15 protein-coding genes are annotated in these 15,708 nt (G+C 61.7%); 9 read left to right on the top strand and 6 right to left on the bottom strand.

Annotation, left to right across the window (positions count from 1 at the left end; genetic code table 11):
* Window positions 1-122 precede the first annotated feature (122 nt).
* From NKI64_RS27930 to NKI64_RS27920, 3 genes are all read left to right on the top strand, one after another.
* Window positions 123-449 (top strand): cupin domain-containing protein, encoded by a 327-nt coding sequence (locus NKI64_RS27930; protein WP_502901407.1) that lies wholly within the window; start codon window positions 123-125, stop codon window positions 447-449.
* A 100-nt stretch (window positions 450-549) separates the two neighbouring features.
* A complete protein-coding gene (locus NKI64_RS27925) occupies window positions 550-840 on the top strand; it encodes a ribbon-helix-helix domain-containing protein (protein ID WP_023711523.1) in 291 nt (96 codons plus the stop codon).
* Complete coding sequence (locus tag NKI64_RS27920) at window positions 837-1,139, top strand: type II toxin-antitoxin system RelE/ParE family toxin (protein WP_352671383.1); 303 nt, start codon at window positions 837-839, stop codon at window positions 1,137-1,139. Before NKI64_RS27925 ends, NKI64_RS27920 begins: the two co-directional genes overlap by 4 nt.
* A gap of 44 nt (window positions 1,140-1,183) precedes the next feature.
* Here NKI64_RS27920 and NKI64_RS27915 read toward each other — a convergent pair whose 3' ends face one another.
* Window positions 1,184-2,431: a cytochrome P450 gene (locus tag NKI64_RS27915; RefSeq protein WP_352671380.1), complete on the bottom strand. Its 1,248-nt coding sequence runs from the start codon at window positions 2,429-2,431 to the stop codon at window positions 1,184-1,186.
* Between the two features lie 107 nt (window positions 2,432-2,538).
* Window positions 2,539-3,129, bottom strand: a complete 591-nt coding sequence (locus NKI64_RS27910) for a hypothetical protein (protein WP_352671377.1) — start codon at window positions 3,127-3,129, stop codon at window positions 2,539-2,541.
* 310 nt (window positions 3,130-3,439) lie between these two features.
* Here NKI64_RS27910 and clpP point away from each other — a divergent pair, with 310 nt between their 5' ends.
* The 4 genes from clpP (at window position 3,440) to NKI64_RS27890 (ending at window position 8,793) form a co-directional block, all read left to right on the top strand.
* Window positions 3,440-4,069 carry an ATP-dependent Clp endopeptidase proteolytic subunit ClpP gene (clpP, locus tag NKI64_RS27905; protein ID WP_023682306.1) on the top strand — a complete coding sequence of 210 codons (630 nt, stop codon included), beginning with the start codon at window positions 3,440-3,442 and terminating at the stop codon, window positions 4,067-4,069.
* A 295-nt stretch (window positions 4,070-4,364) separates the two neighbouring features.
* Window positions 4,365-5,639 carry an ATP-dependent Clp protease ATP-binding subunit ClpX gene (gene clpX / locus NKI64_RS27900; RefSeq protein ID WP_023682305.1) on the top strand — a complete coding sequence of 425 codons (1,275 nt, stop codon included), beginning with the start codon at window positions 4,365-4,367 and terminating at the stop codon, window positions 5,637-5,639.
* Window positions 5,640-5,912: 273 nt separating this feature from the next.
* The gene (gene lon / locus NKI64_RS27895) at window positions 5,913-8,324 is read left to right on the top strand and encodes an endopeptidase La (protein ID WP_023682304.1); all 2,412 of its coding nucleotides are present in this window, start codon (window positions 5,913-5,915) and stop codon (window positions 8,322-8,324) included.
* A 196-nt stretch (window positions 8,325-8,520) separates the two neighbouring features.
* Complete coding sequence (locus NKI64_RS27890; protein WP_023669423.1) at window positions 8,521-8,793, top strand: HU family DNA-binding protein; 273 nt, start codon at window positions 8,521-8,523, stop codon at window positions 8,791-8,793.
* Between the two features lie 90 nt (window positions 8,794-8,883).
* On the opposite strand, the gene NKI64_RS27885 is transcribed toward NKI64_RS27890, so the two are convergent.
* Entirely contained in the window at window positions 8,884-9,906 is a 1,023-nt protein-coding gene (locus NKI64_RS27885) for an aldo/keto reductase (RefSeq protein ID WP_023669424.1), read from the bottom strand.
* Window positions 9,907-10,090: 184 nt separating this feature from the next.
* Here NKI64_RS27885 and NKI64_RS27880 point away from each other — a divergent pair, with 184 nt between their 5' ends.
* Both NKI64_RS27880 and NKI64_RS27875 read left to right on the top strand, forming a co-directional pair.
* Entirely contained in the window at window positions 10,091-10,657 is a 567-nt protein-coding gene (locus tag NKI64_RS27880; RefSeq protein ID WP_023689464.1) for an SIS domain-containing protein, read from the top strand.
* Window positions 10,658-10,660: 3 nt separating this feature from the next.
* On the top strand, window positions 10,661-11,404 hold the full coding sequence (locus NKI64_RS27875) for a creatininase family protein (protein ID WP_023689463.1): 744 nt from the start codon (window positions 10,661-10,663) through the stop codon (window positions 11,402-11,404).
* Window positions 11,405-11,637: 233 nt separating this feature from the next.
* Here NKI64_RS27875 and NKI64_RS27870 read toward each other — a convergent pair whose 3' ends face one another.
* From NKI64_RS27870 to NKI64_RS27860, 3 genes are all read right to left on the bottom strand, one after another.
* On the bottom strand, window positions 11,638-12,555 hold the full coding sequence (locus tag NKI64_RS27870; protein ID WP_023669427.1) for a carbohydrate ABC transporter permease: 918 nt from the start codon (window positions 12,553-12,555) through the stop codon (window positions 11,638-11,640).
* Between the two features lie 9 nt (window positions 12,556-12,564).
* A complete protein-coding gene (locus NKI64_RS27865) occupies window positions 12,565-13,680 on the bottom strand; it encodes a carbohydrate ABC transporter permease (protein WP_352671373.1) in 1,116 nt (371 codons plus the stop codon).
* A gap of 98 nt (window positions 13,681-13,778) precedes the next feature.
* Window positions 13,779-15,443, bottom strand: a complete 1,665-nt coding sequence (locus tag NKI64_RS27860; protein WP_023669429.1) for an ABC transporter substrate-binding protein — start codon at window positions 15,441-15,443, stop codon at window positions 13,779-13,781.
* Window positions 15,444-15,708 lie beyond the last annotated feature (265 nt).

Below are 15,708 nucleotides of genomic sequence, written 5' to 3'. Positions count from 1 at the left end.
CGAGGGAGCGCTTTCCGCTCACTACTCACTACTCACTACTCACTACTCACTGCACTACTCACTGCACTACTCACTACTCACTAATCTGTTGGAGGCAAACCCTGTCCGCGCATTACCTGGCCATATTGACCGACAGCGTCGACGCCGAGATTGGCGCCCCGGCGCCGGATCGTCTGATTGCGGGCGATCCGAAATTCCGCACCTGGAATGTCGAGGAGCGCGATGGCCGCCTCTATGCCGGCATCTGGGAAGCGACGCCGGGCAAATGGCGCATCGAATATGACGAATGGGAGTTCTGCCACATCCTGTCCGGCGTCTCGGTGGTTGCCGAGGACGGCGGCGAGGCCCGCACGGTGCGCGCCGGCGACAGTTTCGTGCTCAGGCCAGGCTTCAAGGGCAGCTGGGAAGTGCTTGAAACGACCCGCAAGGAGTATGTGATCAAGCTCTGATCTCGCGGTGCAAGGGTTCTGGCCCAGCGATCCGATCTCGACATAGTGTATGACTAAGTCATACACTATGCTATAGAGTGAGGATCGGAAGGATGCGACCATGCGAACAACCCAACCGCTGACCATCACCCTGCCGCACGACCTCGCGCAGATGGTGAAGGATAAGGTTTCCTCAGGCAAATACGCCAGCGAAAGCGAAGTTATCCGCGATGGCTTGCGCACCCTGGTAGCGCGCGATTCCGCCATGCAGCGTTGGCTACTGGAGGAAGTGGTGCCGACCCTTGAGGATGCTCGCGCGCATCCCGAGCGCCTTTTGACGGCCGAAGAGGTACGCAAGAACCTTTCCGACTACGCTCGAAAAGTCACTGCAAGGCCGCGCACCGGTGCATGAAACATCGGGTGAGGTTTCACGCCGCGGCACAGCAAGACATTGCCGAGTTGCTGGCCGAATTAGCGCCAAGGGCGGGCGTCGATACGGCGCTGAACTTTGTCGGACGGATTGTTGATTATTGCCTGAGCTTCGAGACATTTCCCGAGCGGGGCACACGTCATGACGAGATTGCTCCTGGCTTGCGCACCGTTGGCTGGCGCCGTCGCGCTACCATTACATTTGAAGTCACCGGTGACAGGGTGATCATACTGCGGATTCTCTACGCCGGGCGTACGCTTGAGCTTTCCGGCGAGGATTGAGCCAAGGGGCTGGTTGCCGCCTGCATAGAACCCCCATCCTCGCGTCAGAACCCGACGGCGAGCTTTTCCAGCCCATGGAAATGATAGGTGTCGCGGAAGCGCGGCTCCTCCGCAAGATGGAGTTGCGGCTGCCGCTCGAACAGGGTTTTCAGCGACACCTGCAACTCCAGCCGCGCCAGCGGCGCACCGATGCAGAAATGGATACCGGCGCCGAACGAGACATTCTTCTGGTCTGGTCGGCCGGGCCGGAAGGCGCCAGGTTCGGCAAGGGCAAGCGGATCATGATTGGCCATGCCGAGCAGCAGGCCGACCGTCTCCCCCGGTTGTACGACAACCCCGGATGTCACCTCGACCTCCTGATAGGCGTAGCGGGTGAACATGTGCAGCGGCGCGTCGAAGCGCAGGCACTCCTCGACCGTCGCAGCGGTTGCTTCCGGCGAGGTGAAGAAACGGCCGGGGTCGCCGCCTTGCGCCAGCAACGTGCGCACGGCGTTGCCGGTTTGATGGACGGTCGCCTCGTGGCCGGCATTGAGCAACAGAACGGCGGACGAGACCAACTCGTCTTCCGACAGCTTCTGGCCATCCTCTTGCGCCGCGATCAGCAGCGACAGCAGGTCGTCGCCAGGCTTCTTGCGCCGCTCAGCGACATAGCCACGCAAAAAGTCGGAAAAATCGCGCGCGGCGCGATTGGCCGCTTCCTCGGTCTCGCGCGTCCGGCCATGCATGTACATGGCCACCATCCGGTGCGACCAGTCGAGCAGTTGCGGCCCCATTTCCACCGGCACGCCAAGCATTCCGGCAATGATGGTGATCGGCAAAGGCGCGGCGAAGCTGGGCAATAGATCGACCTGGCGCGGTTCGAAACGGTCGATCAGTTCATTGGCCAGCGCTTCGACGCGCGGTCTCAGCTGCTCTACCTGGCGCGAGACGAAGGCGCGGTTGACCAGGGTTCTGAGCCTGGTGTGCACCGGCGGCTCCAGCTCCAGCATCGAATTGGTCTCGATGCCGTCGAAGGCGATGAGGTGCGAGCGATCCTCGCCGATGCCGCGGCTGTCGGGAATGCCGGCCGGGTTCTGGCGACCGAAGCGGCGGTCGCGCAACAGCCGGTTGACGTCGTCGAAGCCGCCAAAGCACCAGAAGCCGAATTCCTCCCAGAAGAAGGCATTCGATGCGCCATGCAGGACGGCATAGGCGTCGTAGGGGTTCTGGAAAAACGCCGGTTCGTGCGGATCGAGCCGCAGGCGGCGCGTGGCTGGATCAAAGGCGAGGTAGGGCGGCATGGATGTGGTCATGCCAGACCATTACCGCGGCTTGCCGGCTTGGTGCCAGACCGGATGTTGGCACCCGACGGCCCTATGGATTGAGCCAACCGAGGCGGACCTCGGCGAAGTACCGAAGTCTAATCCTCGCAATGCCTGGCAATATGCACGCGGCGCCAGCTGGTCGAGCCTTCCTGCACCACCACCCGGCGCGCCATCCTCTGGTATGACGGCGCTATCTGGGTGAGGTGCCGCCGCTCGGGCCGCACCAGCACTTCATGGGCGACGCTCTCATATTCGGCCGGCAGCACAACCCGGCGGGTGCGCTCCGGTTCAACCACCACCGTTTCGGCCACACGCGCGTAGCGGGCCTTGCGCCACACCTTGCACAGCACCTTGCGGCCGTGGATGACGCGCCATTCCCAGGCATAGCCGCCATCGTCGACCTGGACCGTGCGGTAAACGGTGCGAGTTCTCGCCGGTACGATGTCATAGGTGACTCGGGGCGGCGCGATCTGCTCGACGCGCTCCATGGTGCCATAGATCGGCGGATCATAGTCGACCAACTGCCCGCCGGGACTGACCATGACGTCTTCATAGACGGTGTCATAGAGCGCCGGCCTGTGCACCGGCTCATAGCATTCGGCGGCCCGGCCGCCGGCAACCGCATCGGACACCATGCCGAGACCGGCAAGGCCGGAGATGGCGAGGCAAGCAGTTTTCCTGATCATGGCACTCCCCCTGTTTGAACCCGAAACGTGAGGTTCAATGTTGAATTGTAGGGGAAGGTTCTCCGGGGGAAAGCGGTTTCGCCGCATTTCGTTAAGCGACGCGGTTAAGGAATTGCTACACCGCAAAAACGCCGCTGGCCGCGTTCGGACTTTCCCTTGCGCGGAAACCTTGATTCGACTTAACCAGATGGCTAGGAGCAGGCGGCCTTGCGCTAGGGTGAGCCGGCATCCTATTTACATTCTAACCATCAAGAACCGATTCTGCCCGATGTTCCGGCGCCGGAATCCCCATCTCCAAAAAGGGTAGTCCATGAAGAACCCCGTCGAAACCTACATGAACCTCGTTCCGATGGTGGTCGAGCAGACCAATCGCGGCGAGCGGGCCTACGACATTTTCTCGCGCCTGCTGAAAGAGCGCATCATTTTCATCACCGGCCCGGTCGAAGACGGTATGGCGACGCTGGTTTGTGCACAGCTTTTGTTCCTCGAGGCCGAGAACCCGAAGAAAGAGATCAATCTCTACATCAACTCGCCGGGCGGCGTGGTGACCTCGGGCATGGCGATCTACGACACCATGCAGTTCATCAAGCCGGCGGTGTCGACGCTGTGCATCGGCCAGGCGGCGTCGATGGGCTCGCTGCTTCTGACCGCCGGCCACAAGGACATGCGTTTTGCCACGCCGAACGCCCGTATCATGGTTCACCAGCCTTCCGGCGGTTTCCAGGGCCAGGCCTCCGACATCGAGCGGCACGCGCAGGACATCATCAAGCTGAAGCGCCGCCTCAACGAGGTCTACGTCAAACACACCGGCAAGAGCTACGAAGACATTGAAAAGACGCTTGACCGCGACCATTTCATGACAGCCGACGAAGCCAAGGATTTCGGCCTCATCGACAAGGTCATTTCGTCGCGCGAGCCGGTCGAAGGCGCTGCGGCATAAGCGCTGCATGGCAGTTGCGTGGCTGGATAACGCGCTTTTGCTGGGATTTGCGGCATTTCGGCCACAATTGGCTGTTCCCTCGGTGGATGGGATTGCCTACGTTAAGGCTATGTTGATTTTCGACGGCTTAGCTTTGTGCAGGGTTGGCGCGAATCATTGCGACGTTTTCTGATTTGTGTTTCGTACGGAATGCGTTGCGGGAGCCGGGACACTGGCGGCGGCGAATTCCCGCGATAGATAGAATATGCGCCCTTTCAGCCAGACCATCGGCGGGCGGCCATGAAAGGACAGGAAAATGAGCAAAGTCGGCAACAACAGCGGTGATTCGAAGAACACGCTTTATTGCTCGTTTTGCGGCAAAAGCCAGCACGAGGTGCGCAAGCTGATCGCCGGCCCAACGGTGTTCATCTGCGACGAGTGCGTGGAGCTGTGCATGGACATCATCCGCGAGGAGAACAAGACCTCGATGGTGAAGTCGCGCGAGGGCGTGCCGACCCCGCAGGAGATCCTGAAGGTTCTCGACGACTATGTCATCGGCCAGCCCTACGCCAAGCGCGTGCTGTCGGTGGCTGTCCACAACCACTACAAGCGCCTGGCGCATGCCGGCAAGAACAACGACGTCGAATTGGCGAAGTCCAACATCCTGCTGATCGGCCCGACTGGCTGCGGCAAGACGCTGCTTGCCCAGACGCTGGCCCGCATCATCGACGTGCCCTTCACCATGGCCGACGCGACGACGCTGACCGAAGCCGGTTACGTCGGCGAGGACGTCGAAAACATCATCCTGAAGCTGCTGCAGTCGGCCGACTACAATGTCGAGCGCGCCCAGCGCGGCATCGTCTACATCGATGAAATCGACAAGATTTCGCGCAAGTCCGACAACCCATCGATCACCCGCGACGTGTCGGGCGAGGGTGTGCAGCAGGCGCTTCTGAAGATCATGGAAGGCACCGTCGCCTCCGTGCCGCCGCAGGGCGGCCGCAAGCATCCGCAGCAGGAGTTCCTGCAGGTCGACACCGCCAACATCCTGTTCATCTGCGGCGGCGCCTTCGCCGGGCTGGACAAGATCATCTCGGATCGCGGCAGGAAGACTTCCATCGGCTTCGGCGCCATCGTCGCTTCGCCCGAGGATCGCCGCACCGGCGACGTGTTCCGCCTGGTCGAGCCCGAGGATCTCTTGAAGTTCGGCCTCATCCCCGAGTTTGTCGGCCGTCTGCCGGTCCTGGCGACGCTGGAAGACCTCGACGAGCCGGCGCTGATCCAGATCCTGACCGAGCCGAAAAACGCGCTGGTCAAGCAGTATCAGCGGCTGTTCGAGATGGAGAGTGTCGACCTGACCTTCCATGAGAATGCGCTGTCGGCGATCGCCAAGCGCGCCATCGAGCGCAAGACCGGCGCCCGTGGCCTCCGCTCGATCATGGAAGCGATCCTGCTCGACACCATGTTCGAACTGCCCGCCCTGGAAGGCGTGCGCGAAGTGGTGATTTCGGAAGAAGTGGTGACCGGCAGCGCCCGGCCGCTCTACATCTATTCCGAGCAGAAGGAAAAGAAGGGCAACGTCAGCGCCTGATCTGGCATCTGGCCTAACCTTTTTATGGAACGGCGCCCGCGGGGCGCCGTTTTGCTGTGGTGAGGTACCGATCCTTGTGACGGAGTGGATGAACGAACGTGTCGACCCTTGATCTTTGCCCCTCGTGCATCCAACTAACATCGGAAGGCCGTGGTGCCGAATTCTGTGCTGTAAAACTCCCGTCACAAACGGTGGTAGGCGGAACGATCCCCGGTCGTTAATATGAGATTCGCGGTTGGCTCAATTAGCGGCCGCGACATGAAAGGTTGGACAATGGCCAAAATATCCAAGGCTCCCAGCGACGGCGTCTTCGCAGTCCTCCCACTGCGCGACATCGTGGTGTTCCCGCACATGATCGTTCCGCTCTTTGTCGGGCGTGAAAAGTCGATCAAGGCGCTGGAAGAGGTTATGGGTCAGGAAAAGCAGATCCTGCTTGCCACCCAGATGAATGCCGCCGATGACGATCCCGAGCCCGATGCGATCTTCGACATCGGCACGCTCGCCAATGTGCTGCAATTGCTGAAGCTGCCCGACGGCACCGTCAAGGTGCTGGTCGAAGGCGCTTCGCGTGCCAAGATCGTCTCGTTCACCGACCGTCCGGACTTCCACGAAGCTACCGCCACGGCGCTGGTCGAGCCGGAGGAGGAAGAGGTCGAGGTCGAGGCGCTCGCCCGTTCGGTCGTCACCGACTTCGAAAACTACGTCAAGCTGAACAAGAAGATCTCGCCTGAAGTGGTGGGTGCCGCCAGCCAGATCGACGACTATTCCAAGCTCGCCGATACGGTTGCTTCGCACCTCGCCATCAAGATCCCCGAGAAGCAGGAGATGCTGGCCACGCTGTCCGTCAAGGAACGGCTGGAAAAGGCGATGGGCTTCATGGAAGCCGAAATCTCCGTCCTGCAGGTGGAGAAGCGCATCCGCTCGCGCGTCAAGCGCCAGATGGAGAAGACGCAGCGCGAATATTACCTCAACGAGCAGATGAAGGCGATCCAGAAGGAGCTCGGCGAAGGCGAGGACGGCCGCGACGAGGCCGCCGAGATCGAGGCGCGCATCAAGAAGACCAAGCTCTCCAAGGAGGCCCGCGAAAAGGCGGAAGCCGAGTTGAAGAAGCTGCGGACGATGTCGCCGATGTCGGCGGAATCGACCGTCGTGCGCAACTACCTCGACTGGATCCTGTCGATCCCGTGGGGCAAGAACTCCAAGGTCAAGCAGGACCTGGCGTTTGCGCAGAACGTGCTCGACACCGATCATTTCGGCCTCGACAAGGTCAAGGACCGCATCGTCGAGTATCTCGCCGTGCAAAGCCGCCAGAAGAAGCTGAAGGGGCCGATCCTGTGCCTCGTCGGCCCTCCCGGCGTCGGCAAGACCTCGCTCGGCAAGTCGATCGCCAAGGCGACCGGCCGCGAGTTCATCCGCATGGCGCTTGGCGGCGTGCGTGACGAGGCCGAGATCCGTGGCCACCGCCGCACCTATATCGGCTCGATGCCCGGCAAGGTCATCCAGTCGATGAAGAAGGCCAAGAAGTCCAACCCGCTCTTCCTGCTCGACGAGATCGACAAGATGGGCCAGGACTTCCGTGGCGATCCGTCATCGGCTTTGCTCGAGGTGCTCGATCCCGAGCAGAACTCGACGTTCATGGACCATTACCTCGAGGTCGAATACGACCTATCGAGCGTGATGTTCGTGACGACGGCGAACACACTGAACATCCCTGCGCCCCTGATGGACCGCATGGAGATCATCCGTATCGCCGGCTACACCGAGGACGAGAAGATCGAGATCGCCAAGCGTCACCTGATGCCCAAGGTGATCCGCGATCATGCCCTGCAGCCGAAGGAATTCTCCGTCGGCGAGGACGCGATCCGCGGCATCATCCAGACCTACACCCGTGAAGCGGGCGTCAGAAGCCTGGAGCGCGAGCTGATGAAGCTCGGGCGCAAGGCGGTGACCGAGATCCTGAAGACGAAGAAGAAGACGGTGAGCATCACGGCGGCGAACCTCGCCGATTACCTCGGTGTTCCGCGCTTCCGCTTCGGCCAGGTCGAGGCTGACGATCAGGTCGGTGTCGTCACCGGTCTTGCCTGGACGGAAGTCGGCGGCGAGCTGCTGACGGTCGAAGGCGTCATGATGCCCGGCAAGGGCCGCATGACGGTGACCGGCAATCTGCGCGACGTGATGAAGGAATCGATCTCGGCGGCGGCCTCTTATGTCCGCTCGCGGGCCATCGATTTCGGCATCGAGCCGCCGCTGTTCGACAAGCGTGACATCCACGTCCACTTGCCCGAAGGCGCCACGCCGAAGGACGGTCCGTCTGCAGGTGCTGCCATGGCGACGGCCATCGTATCTGTCATGACTGGTATTCCGGTCCGGGCCGATGTGGCGATGACTGGCGAGATAACGCTTCGCGGCCGCATCTTGCCGATCGGCGGCCTCAAGGAGAAACTGCTCGCCGCACTGCGCGGCGGCATCAAGAAGGTGCTGATCCCGGAAGACAACGCCAAGGATCTGGCGGAGATACCGGACAATGTGAAGAACGGTATGGAGATCATTCCGGTCTCACGTGTCGGCGAGGTTCTGAGGCACGCGCTGGTGCGCATGCCGGAGCCAATCGAGTGGGTCGAGCCAGTCAATCCGCCGGCTTCCACCGATACCGTTGACGATGCTGGAAAGTCGCTTGCACATTAGAAACTACTAAAGTTGCAGTGCACAAAGAGAGAGCCGGGCCTTGAGCCCGGCTTTTTCATGTGAAAAACCCACCATTTCCGGGCTTTTTTCAACTTTTTTCCGGCTTTTTGACTTGGGTTTGCGAGCGCTTCTTTCTAAAGTCCCTCTCCTGCCGGATGAGTCGAAAGTTCCGGTTTTCTCATGGAAGGGAATTTTTATGAACAAGAACGAACTGGTTTCCGCTGTCGCTGAATCCGCGAGCATTTCGAAGGGTGACGCACAGTCGGCGGTTGAGGCGGTGTTCTCCGTCATCACTGGCGAACTGAAGAAGGGCGGCGATGTACGGCTCGTCGGCTTCGGAAATTTCACCGTCTCCAAGCGTGCGGCATCGACTGGCCGCAACCCGCAGACTGGCGCGGAAGTGAAGATTCCGGCGCGTACCGTGCCGAAGTTCTCGGCCGGCAAAGGCCTCAAGGACGCGGTCAACTAAAAATTTTTCAGAGAATGTTGAAAAGCCGGGTTCGCCCGGCTTTTCTTTTGCCTCGATGGCGGCAGGCCGTCAGCCCGCTGAGGCGAGCCTTCAGCCCACCGGCGCATCCGCGCGCATCAGGCCTTCCTGCTTGAGGTCCGCCCACAGCGCCGCAGGCAGCTTGGCATCGAGCAGGGCGCGGTTGCTTTCGACTTCACTCGGCCGCTGGCCGCCGGGGATGACCGACACCACGGAAGGGTGCAGCAGCGGAAACTGCAGCGCCGCCTCGATCAGCCTGACGCCATGGCGCTGGCAGACGGCCTCGATGCGCCCGACGCGATCCATGATGTCCCTTGGCGCCTCGGAGTAATTGTAATAGGCGCCTGGCTTCGGCCCGGTCGCCAGGATGCCGGAATTGTAAGGACCGCCGAGAACGATACCGATGCCGCGTTGCTCACAGAGCGGCAGGAAGGTGGCAAGCGCTTCCTGTTCCAGCAGCGTGTAGCGCCCGGCCAGCAGGAACAGGTCGAAGTCGCCACGCTCCGCCAGCGTCTGGCAAACCTCCCATTCGTTGATGCCGCCGCCGAAGGCCTTGATCACGCCCTGGTCGCGCAGCGCAACCAGTCCGTTGTAGCCCGAGGCCATGAATTCCTCGATGCGCTGGTCTGACGCCTCCTTGCTGCCATGGGTGAAGATGTCGAGGTCATGGACGAAAAGGATGTCGATGCGGTCGACGCCAAGCCGTTCCAGCGACGCCTCGAACGAGCGCATGACGCCGTCGTAGCTGTAGTCGTAGACCTCCTTGCGCGTCGGTGTGTCGAAGAACTTGCCGATGCCGGTTCGTTCCTCCGGCGGGCAGGCGCGCAACAGGCGACCGACCTTGCTCGACAGCACATAATCGTCGCGCTTCCTGCCGCGCAGGAAGGCATTGAGCCGTGTTTCGGCAAGGCCCAGGCCATAGAGCGGCGCGGTGTCGTAGTAACGGCAGCCGGTCGCCCACGCCGCCTCCAGCGTGGCGTTGGCATCCGCGTCGGGGACGGCGCGGTAAAGGTTGCCGAGCGGCGCGCTGCCGAAGCCAAGCTCGGTGAAGTCGAGGCCGCCATTGCCGATGCGGTCGAAATGCCGTGTCTTCATGTCGTGCTGATTTCCTGGATTGATTGTCTGACATGACACTATCACGCCGCTGGCTCAGCAAAAGCCGCCATGGCCGTTGGACAGGCATTTTCGCGGTGATAGCATGAACAAAAACAAGCCTTTTTCCGAAAGCGCGCAACCCGAAATCACCGGCCACAAACCCAGCCGGACAGATGGGACTCTCATGACGAATGCCGGCTCGGATATGTTTTCGACCGCCCTGCAAGAGCTGGGCGCCGTACTGGCGCGCGTCGACGAAGCCGGCATCGACACCGCCTGCGAAACCCTGGCCCGCGCGCAAAAGATCGTCGTCTATGGCTGCGGCCGCGAGGCCTTGCAGCTCAAGGGTTTCGCCATGCGCCTCTATCACCTTGGCCTTGAGGTGTCGGTGGTCGGCGACATGAACACGCCACCGCTTCGCCCAGCCGATGTCTTCCTGGTCAGTTCCGGCCCGGGCGAGACGACGACGGTGCTTACCTTGATGCAAGTCGCCCGCCAGGCCGGCGCCACCGTGCTTTTGCTCACCGCCGAGGCAGGCAGTAGTGCGGTCGCGCTTGCCGACTTCACCTTGCTGATCCCGGCGCAGACCATGGCGCGTGACCAGGGGCCACAAAAGACATCGCTGCTGCCGATGGGCTCGGTCTTCGAAGGGGCGCTGTTCCTGCTGTTCGAGGTGATGGTGCTGAAGCTCAAGGCGCTGACCGGCCAGTCGTCCGAGGCCATGCGCACCCGCCACACCAACATGGAATAGATCATGCGCTACGAACTGATGTTGCCGCACCAGATCCGCAAGGCGATCGCCGAGAACTGGCCGGTCGCTCTCCCGCTCGGCGTGCTCGAATATCACGGCGAGCACATGGCTGTCGGCATGGACACGCTGGCCGTCGTCAAGACGCTGGAGCTCTACGAGAAGGAGGCCGACATCGTCATCCTGCCGGCTTTCTACTACGGTGCGGCGAGCTATGTGGTGGCAGCACCTGAAGGCAACGGCTCGGTGCAGGTCGGCGGCAACCAGCTGGCGCCGTTCGCCGAAGAATTGTTCTACAGCCTGCTGCGCATCGGCTTTCGTAACATCAACGCCATCATCCACCACCAGACCGAGAACTTTGCCGCCGGCATGCCGACCGATCTCGCCTTCAAGGCCGCCGGCCGCCAGGCGATTTTCCGCTTCCTCGAGAAGCAGCGCGGCGAGGGCTGGTGGGGCTCAGACGAGATGGCCGATTATTATGCCGGGCACGCCGCCGGCGAGAATTTCTTCAACTGGGTGCAGGTGCACCCGCTAATGTCGGCTGCCATGAACGGGAAGTATCCGTTCGATCACGCCGGTGTTGGCGAGACATCATTGATGCTGGCACTGTGTCCGGAAGCGGTCGATGCCGGGCGTTTTGGCGAGAATACCGCGTGGTATACGGCCAGTGCGCCGGAGGCCTCGGCGGAGCTAGGGCAGAAGGGCGTCGCGATGATCATGGATCACCTGAGGGCGATATTGGGGCGCTAGCAGACAAAGTCGCTCTGTAGCGATCCTTCACACCCCCTCTGTCCTGCCGGACATCTCCCCCGCAAGGGGGGAGATCAGATGTCATTTCCGCTTTCGCCAATCACCTACGTCGCAAGAAAAGCGATGCAGCCAAAGCTGCCGATCTCCCTCCTTGCGGGGGAGATGGCCGGCAGGCCAGAGGGGGGGTGCTGTCCCGCCGAGGTCAACAGTAGAGGGGCACGCCGCCTCTCGCCCTACTTCACCGCGCCCGCCGTCATGCCCATGATCAGATACCGCTCAAGCGCAATCCCGATGACCGCCAGCGGTGCGATCGCGGCGGTGGCAAGCGCCGCCATCGACCACCAGTTGATGCCTTGCGAGCCGGTCTGGCTCGCCACCATGACCGGGATGGTCTTGGCGTCGGTCGAGGTCAGCAGCGCGGCGAAAAAATACTCGTTCCAGCACAGCACCATCGCCAGGATGAAAGCGGCGACCATGCCCGGCAGCGCAATCGGCATGACGATGCGGAAAAAAGCGCCCCAGATCGAGAGGCCGTCGACCAGCGCTGCCTCCTCGAGCTCGACCGGGATCGAGTTGAACTGGTCGCGCATGATCCAGATGACGATCGGCAGCACCATCAGCGTGTAGAGCAGGATCAGGCCGATGCGTGTGTCGAGCAGACCGACTTCCCGGTAGAGCACCAGGAAGGGCAGGGCCAGCACCACCGGCGGCAGGATCAGCTGCGACAGGAAGAAGAAGGAGATGTCCTCGTTCTTGAACCAGGCGAACTGATAGCGGTAGCGGGTCAGCCCATAGGCGGCGAGGCTGCCGATGACGATGGCGAGGCTCGACGCGCCGACCGAGGTGATGACCGAATTCATGAAGCGCTTGAAAAACTCCTCGCGCACCGTCGAGGTCTGGAAGATCGAATCCGGCGACAGGCCGAGCGAGCGCCAGCCCTTCCAGTCCGGCTGGAAGTCGACGAACGGGATGAGGTGTCCTTGCGTGACGTCGACCGCGGTCTTGAACGAGGTGGTGATGGTCCAGTAGATCGGGAACAGGCAGATGAAGGCCCAGAACGCCAGCGCGCCATAGATGAAGATGCGATTGGCCAGAAAACCCAGCGGTGAGCGGATTTCCGAGGCAGCATAGTCGGTGGTCTGGACGCTCATTGTGCCTCGTCAGTTCACGTTGCGCACGAAGCGATTGGCGAATTTCAACAGCCAGGTCACGAACACGACGATGATGACGAGATAGGCCATCGCCAGCATGGTGCCGTAGCCGACATTCGAGCGGTCGCGGTATTCGCGGTAGATGAAGCTCGACACCGAATCGGTGGCGCCGCCAGGCCCGCCGGAGGTCACGGTGATGATGATGTCGGCGAGCTTCAACTTGAAGATGATGCGCAGGATCACCGCCGTGACCGACACCGGCAGCATCAGCGGGAAGGTGACCTGCCAGAAAGTCTGCCAGGGCGTGGCGCCATCGACGCGCGCCGCTTCCAGCACGTCGCGCGACATCGCCTGCAGGCCGGCAAGCAGCATGATCATCATGAACGGGATGAAGGTCCAGCCGTCGAGCACCATGATCGAGATGCGGGCGGTGATCGGGTTGGAGAAGAAGGCGGGGTTCTCCCAGCCGAGATGGCGCGCCAGCGTCGCCGCCGGCCCGAAACGGTACTCCATCAGCGATTTGCCGATCATCCAGGATACCGCGACCGGCGACAGCATCAGCGGCATCAGGAAGACGACTCGGAAGAATTTGCGCGCCCGGATCTGCGCGTTGAGCAGCAGCGCCAGGCCGAAGGCAATCACATACTCAACCAGCACGGCGAGCACATAAAGCACCATGTTGAACAGCGCGTTGCGGTAGTAGGGATCGGCCAGCATCTGCCAGAAATTGTCGAGCCCGTTGAACTTGCGGCCGGAAAAGGACGACAGGTTCCAGTCGGTCAGCGCGATATAGAAGCCGAACAGCGTCGGGAAGATCACCATGGCGATGGTGAACAGCAGCGCCGGCAGCAGGAACAGCGCGCGCTGGCCGTCCTCGCCGCGCGTCAGCACCTGGCCGATGCCGAGCGCCACGCCCCACAGAACATAGGCGTAGACGATCGGACGCCAGGTCTCGAAGCCGAGCGTGGTGATCTCGTTCTTGTAGAGGATCTCAAACGCGATCACCGCCAGCAGGCCAAGCGTGGCGGCCGCCATCAGGGCAAAACCCGCCCGCTTGCGGGCCGGCGAGATCAGATCGGCTGGGCCGGCGTTGGCCGGCCATGCATTGGTGGTCTGGTCTGCCACGCGTCCCCGTCCGTTTAAAAAATCAAGCCTGCGACCGGCCCGAGCCGGTCAGGTCCGGCGGCTTGCACCGCCGGACCTGTTGTCACGATAGGATCAGCCTACACGCCGAGCGAGGCCTTGTAGAGCTTGATCTGGTTTTCGCGGCCGATCTGGTCGGTCAGCTTCTCCCAGGCCGCGGCAATGGCGTCGGCGCCTTCCTGCGCCTTCATCTTGCCGGCGAATGTGTTGGCCAGAATGTCCTCGGCAGCCGAATAATACTGGAAGATGCCGGGGATGCGCGGCTCGATCGCCGCGTTCGGATGGTTGTAGCTGTCGGCTTCCGACTTCAGATACGAGGTGATGAACGCCTCGTCGTAGCCTGCCGCCACCCATTCGGGAATGTCGAAATGCGAGTTGCGGTAGGGCTGGAAGCCGGACGGATACATCGCCGTCCAGATTGACAGGTCCTTGCCGCCGAGATGAGCGGCGGCCGACCATGCCGCTTTTTTCTTCTTTTCGTCCGTATCGACGCGGGCCATGACGTAGACGCCCCAGCCGAGATAGGCGCAGTTCGGCGCATAGTTCGGGCCGCTGGCGAGTTTGTCCCAGGCGCCGGTCTTGGCATTGTAGACGTCGTCGGACCCCGGCAGGATCGAGAAGCCGGTGACGTCGCCGATGACCGAGCTATCGTTGGTCTTGACGTTGGAGCCGACGTCGCCCCACCAGGTGACCATCGAACCGGTGCCGGCCAGGAACTGCTGGAAGGCTGTCGTGTTCGGGTCGGCGTTGATCTGGTCGGCGGGCTCCGACGGCAGCGCGTCGATGACGTCCTGGATGGCGCGCACCCAGGCCGGATTGTTGATGCGCGGCTTCATCGTGTCGGCATCGAACAGCCAGGCCTTGTCGTCGGGATGCTTGGCATAGGCGGTGGCGCGGCTGCCGAGGAAGTAGAAGCCGAAACCGCCCCAGGCCTTGGGCGCATCGAGATAGCCGAAGACGTCCTGGTCCTTGAACTTCTTGCCCTTGAGGAATTTTGTGACGGCCTGGACTTCCTGCCAGGTCTTCGGCACACCCCATTCGGTGGCCGCGCCGCCGTCCTTCCACGCCTTGGCGAGGTCGGCATCGGCAAAAACGTCGGTGCGGTAATTGAAGTTGTGCGCATCGCCATCGACGGTGATCCGGTACTGCTTGCCGTCCCAGGTGCCGACCGGCGGCTGCAGATAGGCCACGACATCCTTCATGTCGATCTGCTCTTTGACCCAGTCGGGCATCTCGGACGTCAGGCCCTTGCCGCAGACATCGCCTTCGAAGGGCGCGCCCATCTCGATGATGTCGAAGTCGACGGTGCCGGTGGCGATCGACTGCTGCAGGCGGGCATTGTAGTCGGCCTGCGCCAGGTCGATCCAGCTGATCTTGGCGCCGGTATAGGCCTCCCACGGCTTCAGGAAGCCGCGGAACAGCACATTGTGCAGGTTCTGGTTGTTGAGGCCCATGAAGGTGAGCTCGACGCCGGCGAATTCGCCTTCCTTGACGTTGGCCTTGGTGGCTTCCAGGCAGAGTTCGCCGACCTTCTGGAAATCGGCATCCGTCGGCTGACCCTTGCCGACGCCGGGGATCTGCAGAATTTTGGAGCGTAGCTCGCTGGCGGCTTCAGCCGGGCGGGTGAAAGCGCCGAGCCCAGCACCCGATGCGGCGGCGATCGCGGCCATCGAGGCCGCGCCTTTGAGTATGTCACGCCGGGTGGCACCCGCGCGGACGAGTTTTTCGTACAGACCGACTCTCATCTATTCCTCCCAGAACAACAGTCGTGAATTAAAATGCCAATCCCTCCGACGCCGAAACGTCGGCGGTTCTCCTTTATCATACGGGGACGTGGGACCCCACCCTGCGTCGCCTGGAGCTCCGATTTTCGGATAAAAATCCGACTGCCGGATTGGCAACAGCCAATATTTGCGTAATCGATTACCTTGTCAACACGATGGCTTTTTATCGATAACATACCGACTTGCCCTTGCCGTTGGCAATGGCTAGCTTCACCGCGAGAAAAGG

Origin of the sequence: Mesorhizobium sp. M0478, assembly GCF_040321305.1 — a bacterium.
Taxonomy (GTDB): Bacteria; Pseudomonadota; Alphaproteobacteria; order Rhizobiales; family Rhizobiaceae; genus Mesorhizobium.
This window is presented reverse-complemented; position numbering and strand designations above follow the sequence as displayed.

Excerpts from the sequence above, each read along its gene's own strand:
- NKI64_RS27925 (WP_023711523.1), top strand. The coding sequence starts at position 550 with ATGCGAACAACCCAACCGCTGACCATCACCCTGCCGCACGACCTCGCG.
- NKI64_RS27920 (WP_352671383.1), top strand. The coding sequence starts at position 837 with ATGAAACATCGGGTGAGGTTTCACGCCGCGGCACAGCAAGACATTGCC.
- NKI64_RS27915 (WP_352671380.1), bottom strand. The coding sequence starts at position 2,431 with ATGACCACATCCATGCCGCCCTACCTCGCCTTTGATCCAGCCACGCGC.
- NKI64_RS27910 (WP_352671377.1), bottom strand. The coding sequence starts at position 3,129 with ATGATCAGGAAAACTGCTTGCCTCGCCATCTCCGGCCTTGCCGGTCTC.
- clpP (WP_023682306.1), top strand. The coding sequence starts at position 3,440 with ATGAAGAACCCCGTCGAAACCTACATGAACCTCGTTCCGATGGTGGTC.
- clpX (WP_023682305.1), top strand. The coding sequence starts at position 4,365 with ATGAGCAAAGTCGGCAACAACAGCGGTGATTCGAAGAACACGCTTTAT.
- lon (WP_023682304.1), top strand. The coding sequence starts at position 5,913 with ATGGCCAAAATATCCAAGGCTCCCAGCGACGGCGTCTTCGCAGTCCTC.
- NKI64_RS27890 (WP_023669423.1), top strand. The coding sequence starts at position 8,521 with ATGAACAAGAACGAACTGGTTTCCGCTGTCGCTGAATCCGCGAGCATT.
- NKI64_RS27885 (WP_023669424.1), bottom strand. The coding sequence starts at position 9,906 with ATGAAGACACGGCATTTCGACCGCATCGGCAATGGCGGCCTCGACTTC.
- NKI64_RS27880 (WP_023689464.1), top strand. The coding sequence starts at position 10,091 with ATGACGAATGCCGGCTCGGATATGTTTTCGACCGCCCTGCAAGAGCTG.
- NKI64_RS27875 (WP_023689463.1), top strand. The coding sequence starts at position 10,661 with ATGCGCTACGAACTGATGTTGCCGCACCAGATCCGCAAGGCGATCGCC.
- NKI64_RS27870 (WP_023669427.1), bottom strand. The coding sequence starts at position 12,555 with ATGAGCGTCCAGACCACCGACTATGCTGCCTCGGAAATCCGCTCACCG.
- NKI64_RS27860 (WP_023669429.1), bottom strand. The coding sequence starts at position 15,443 with ATGAGAGTCGGTCTGTACGAAAAACTCGTCCGCGCGGGTGCCACCCGG.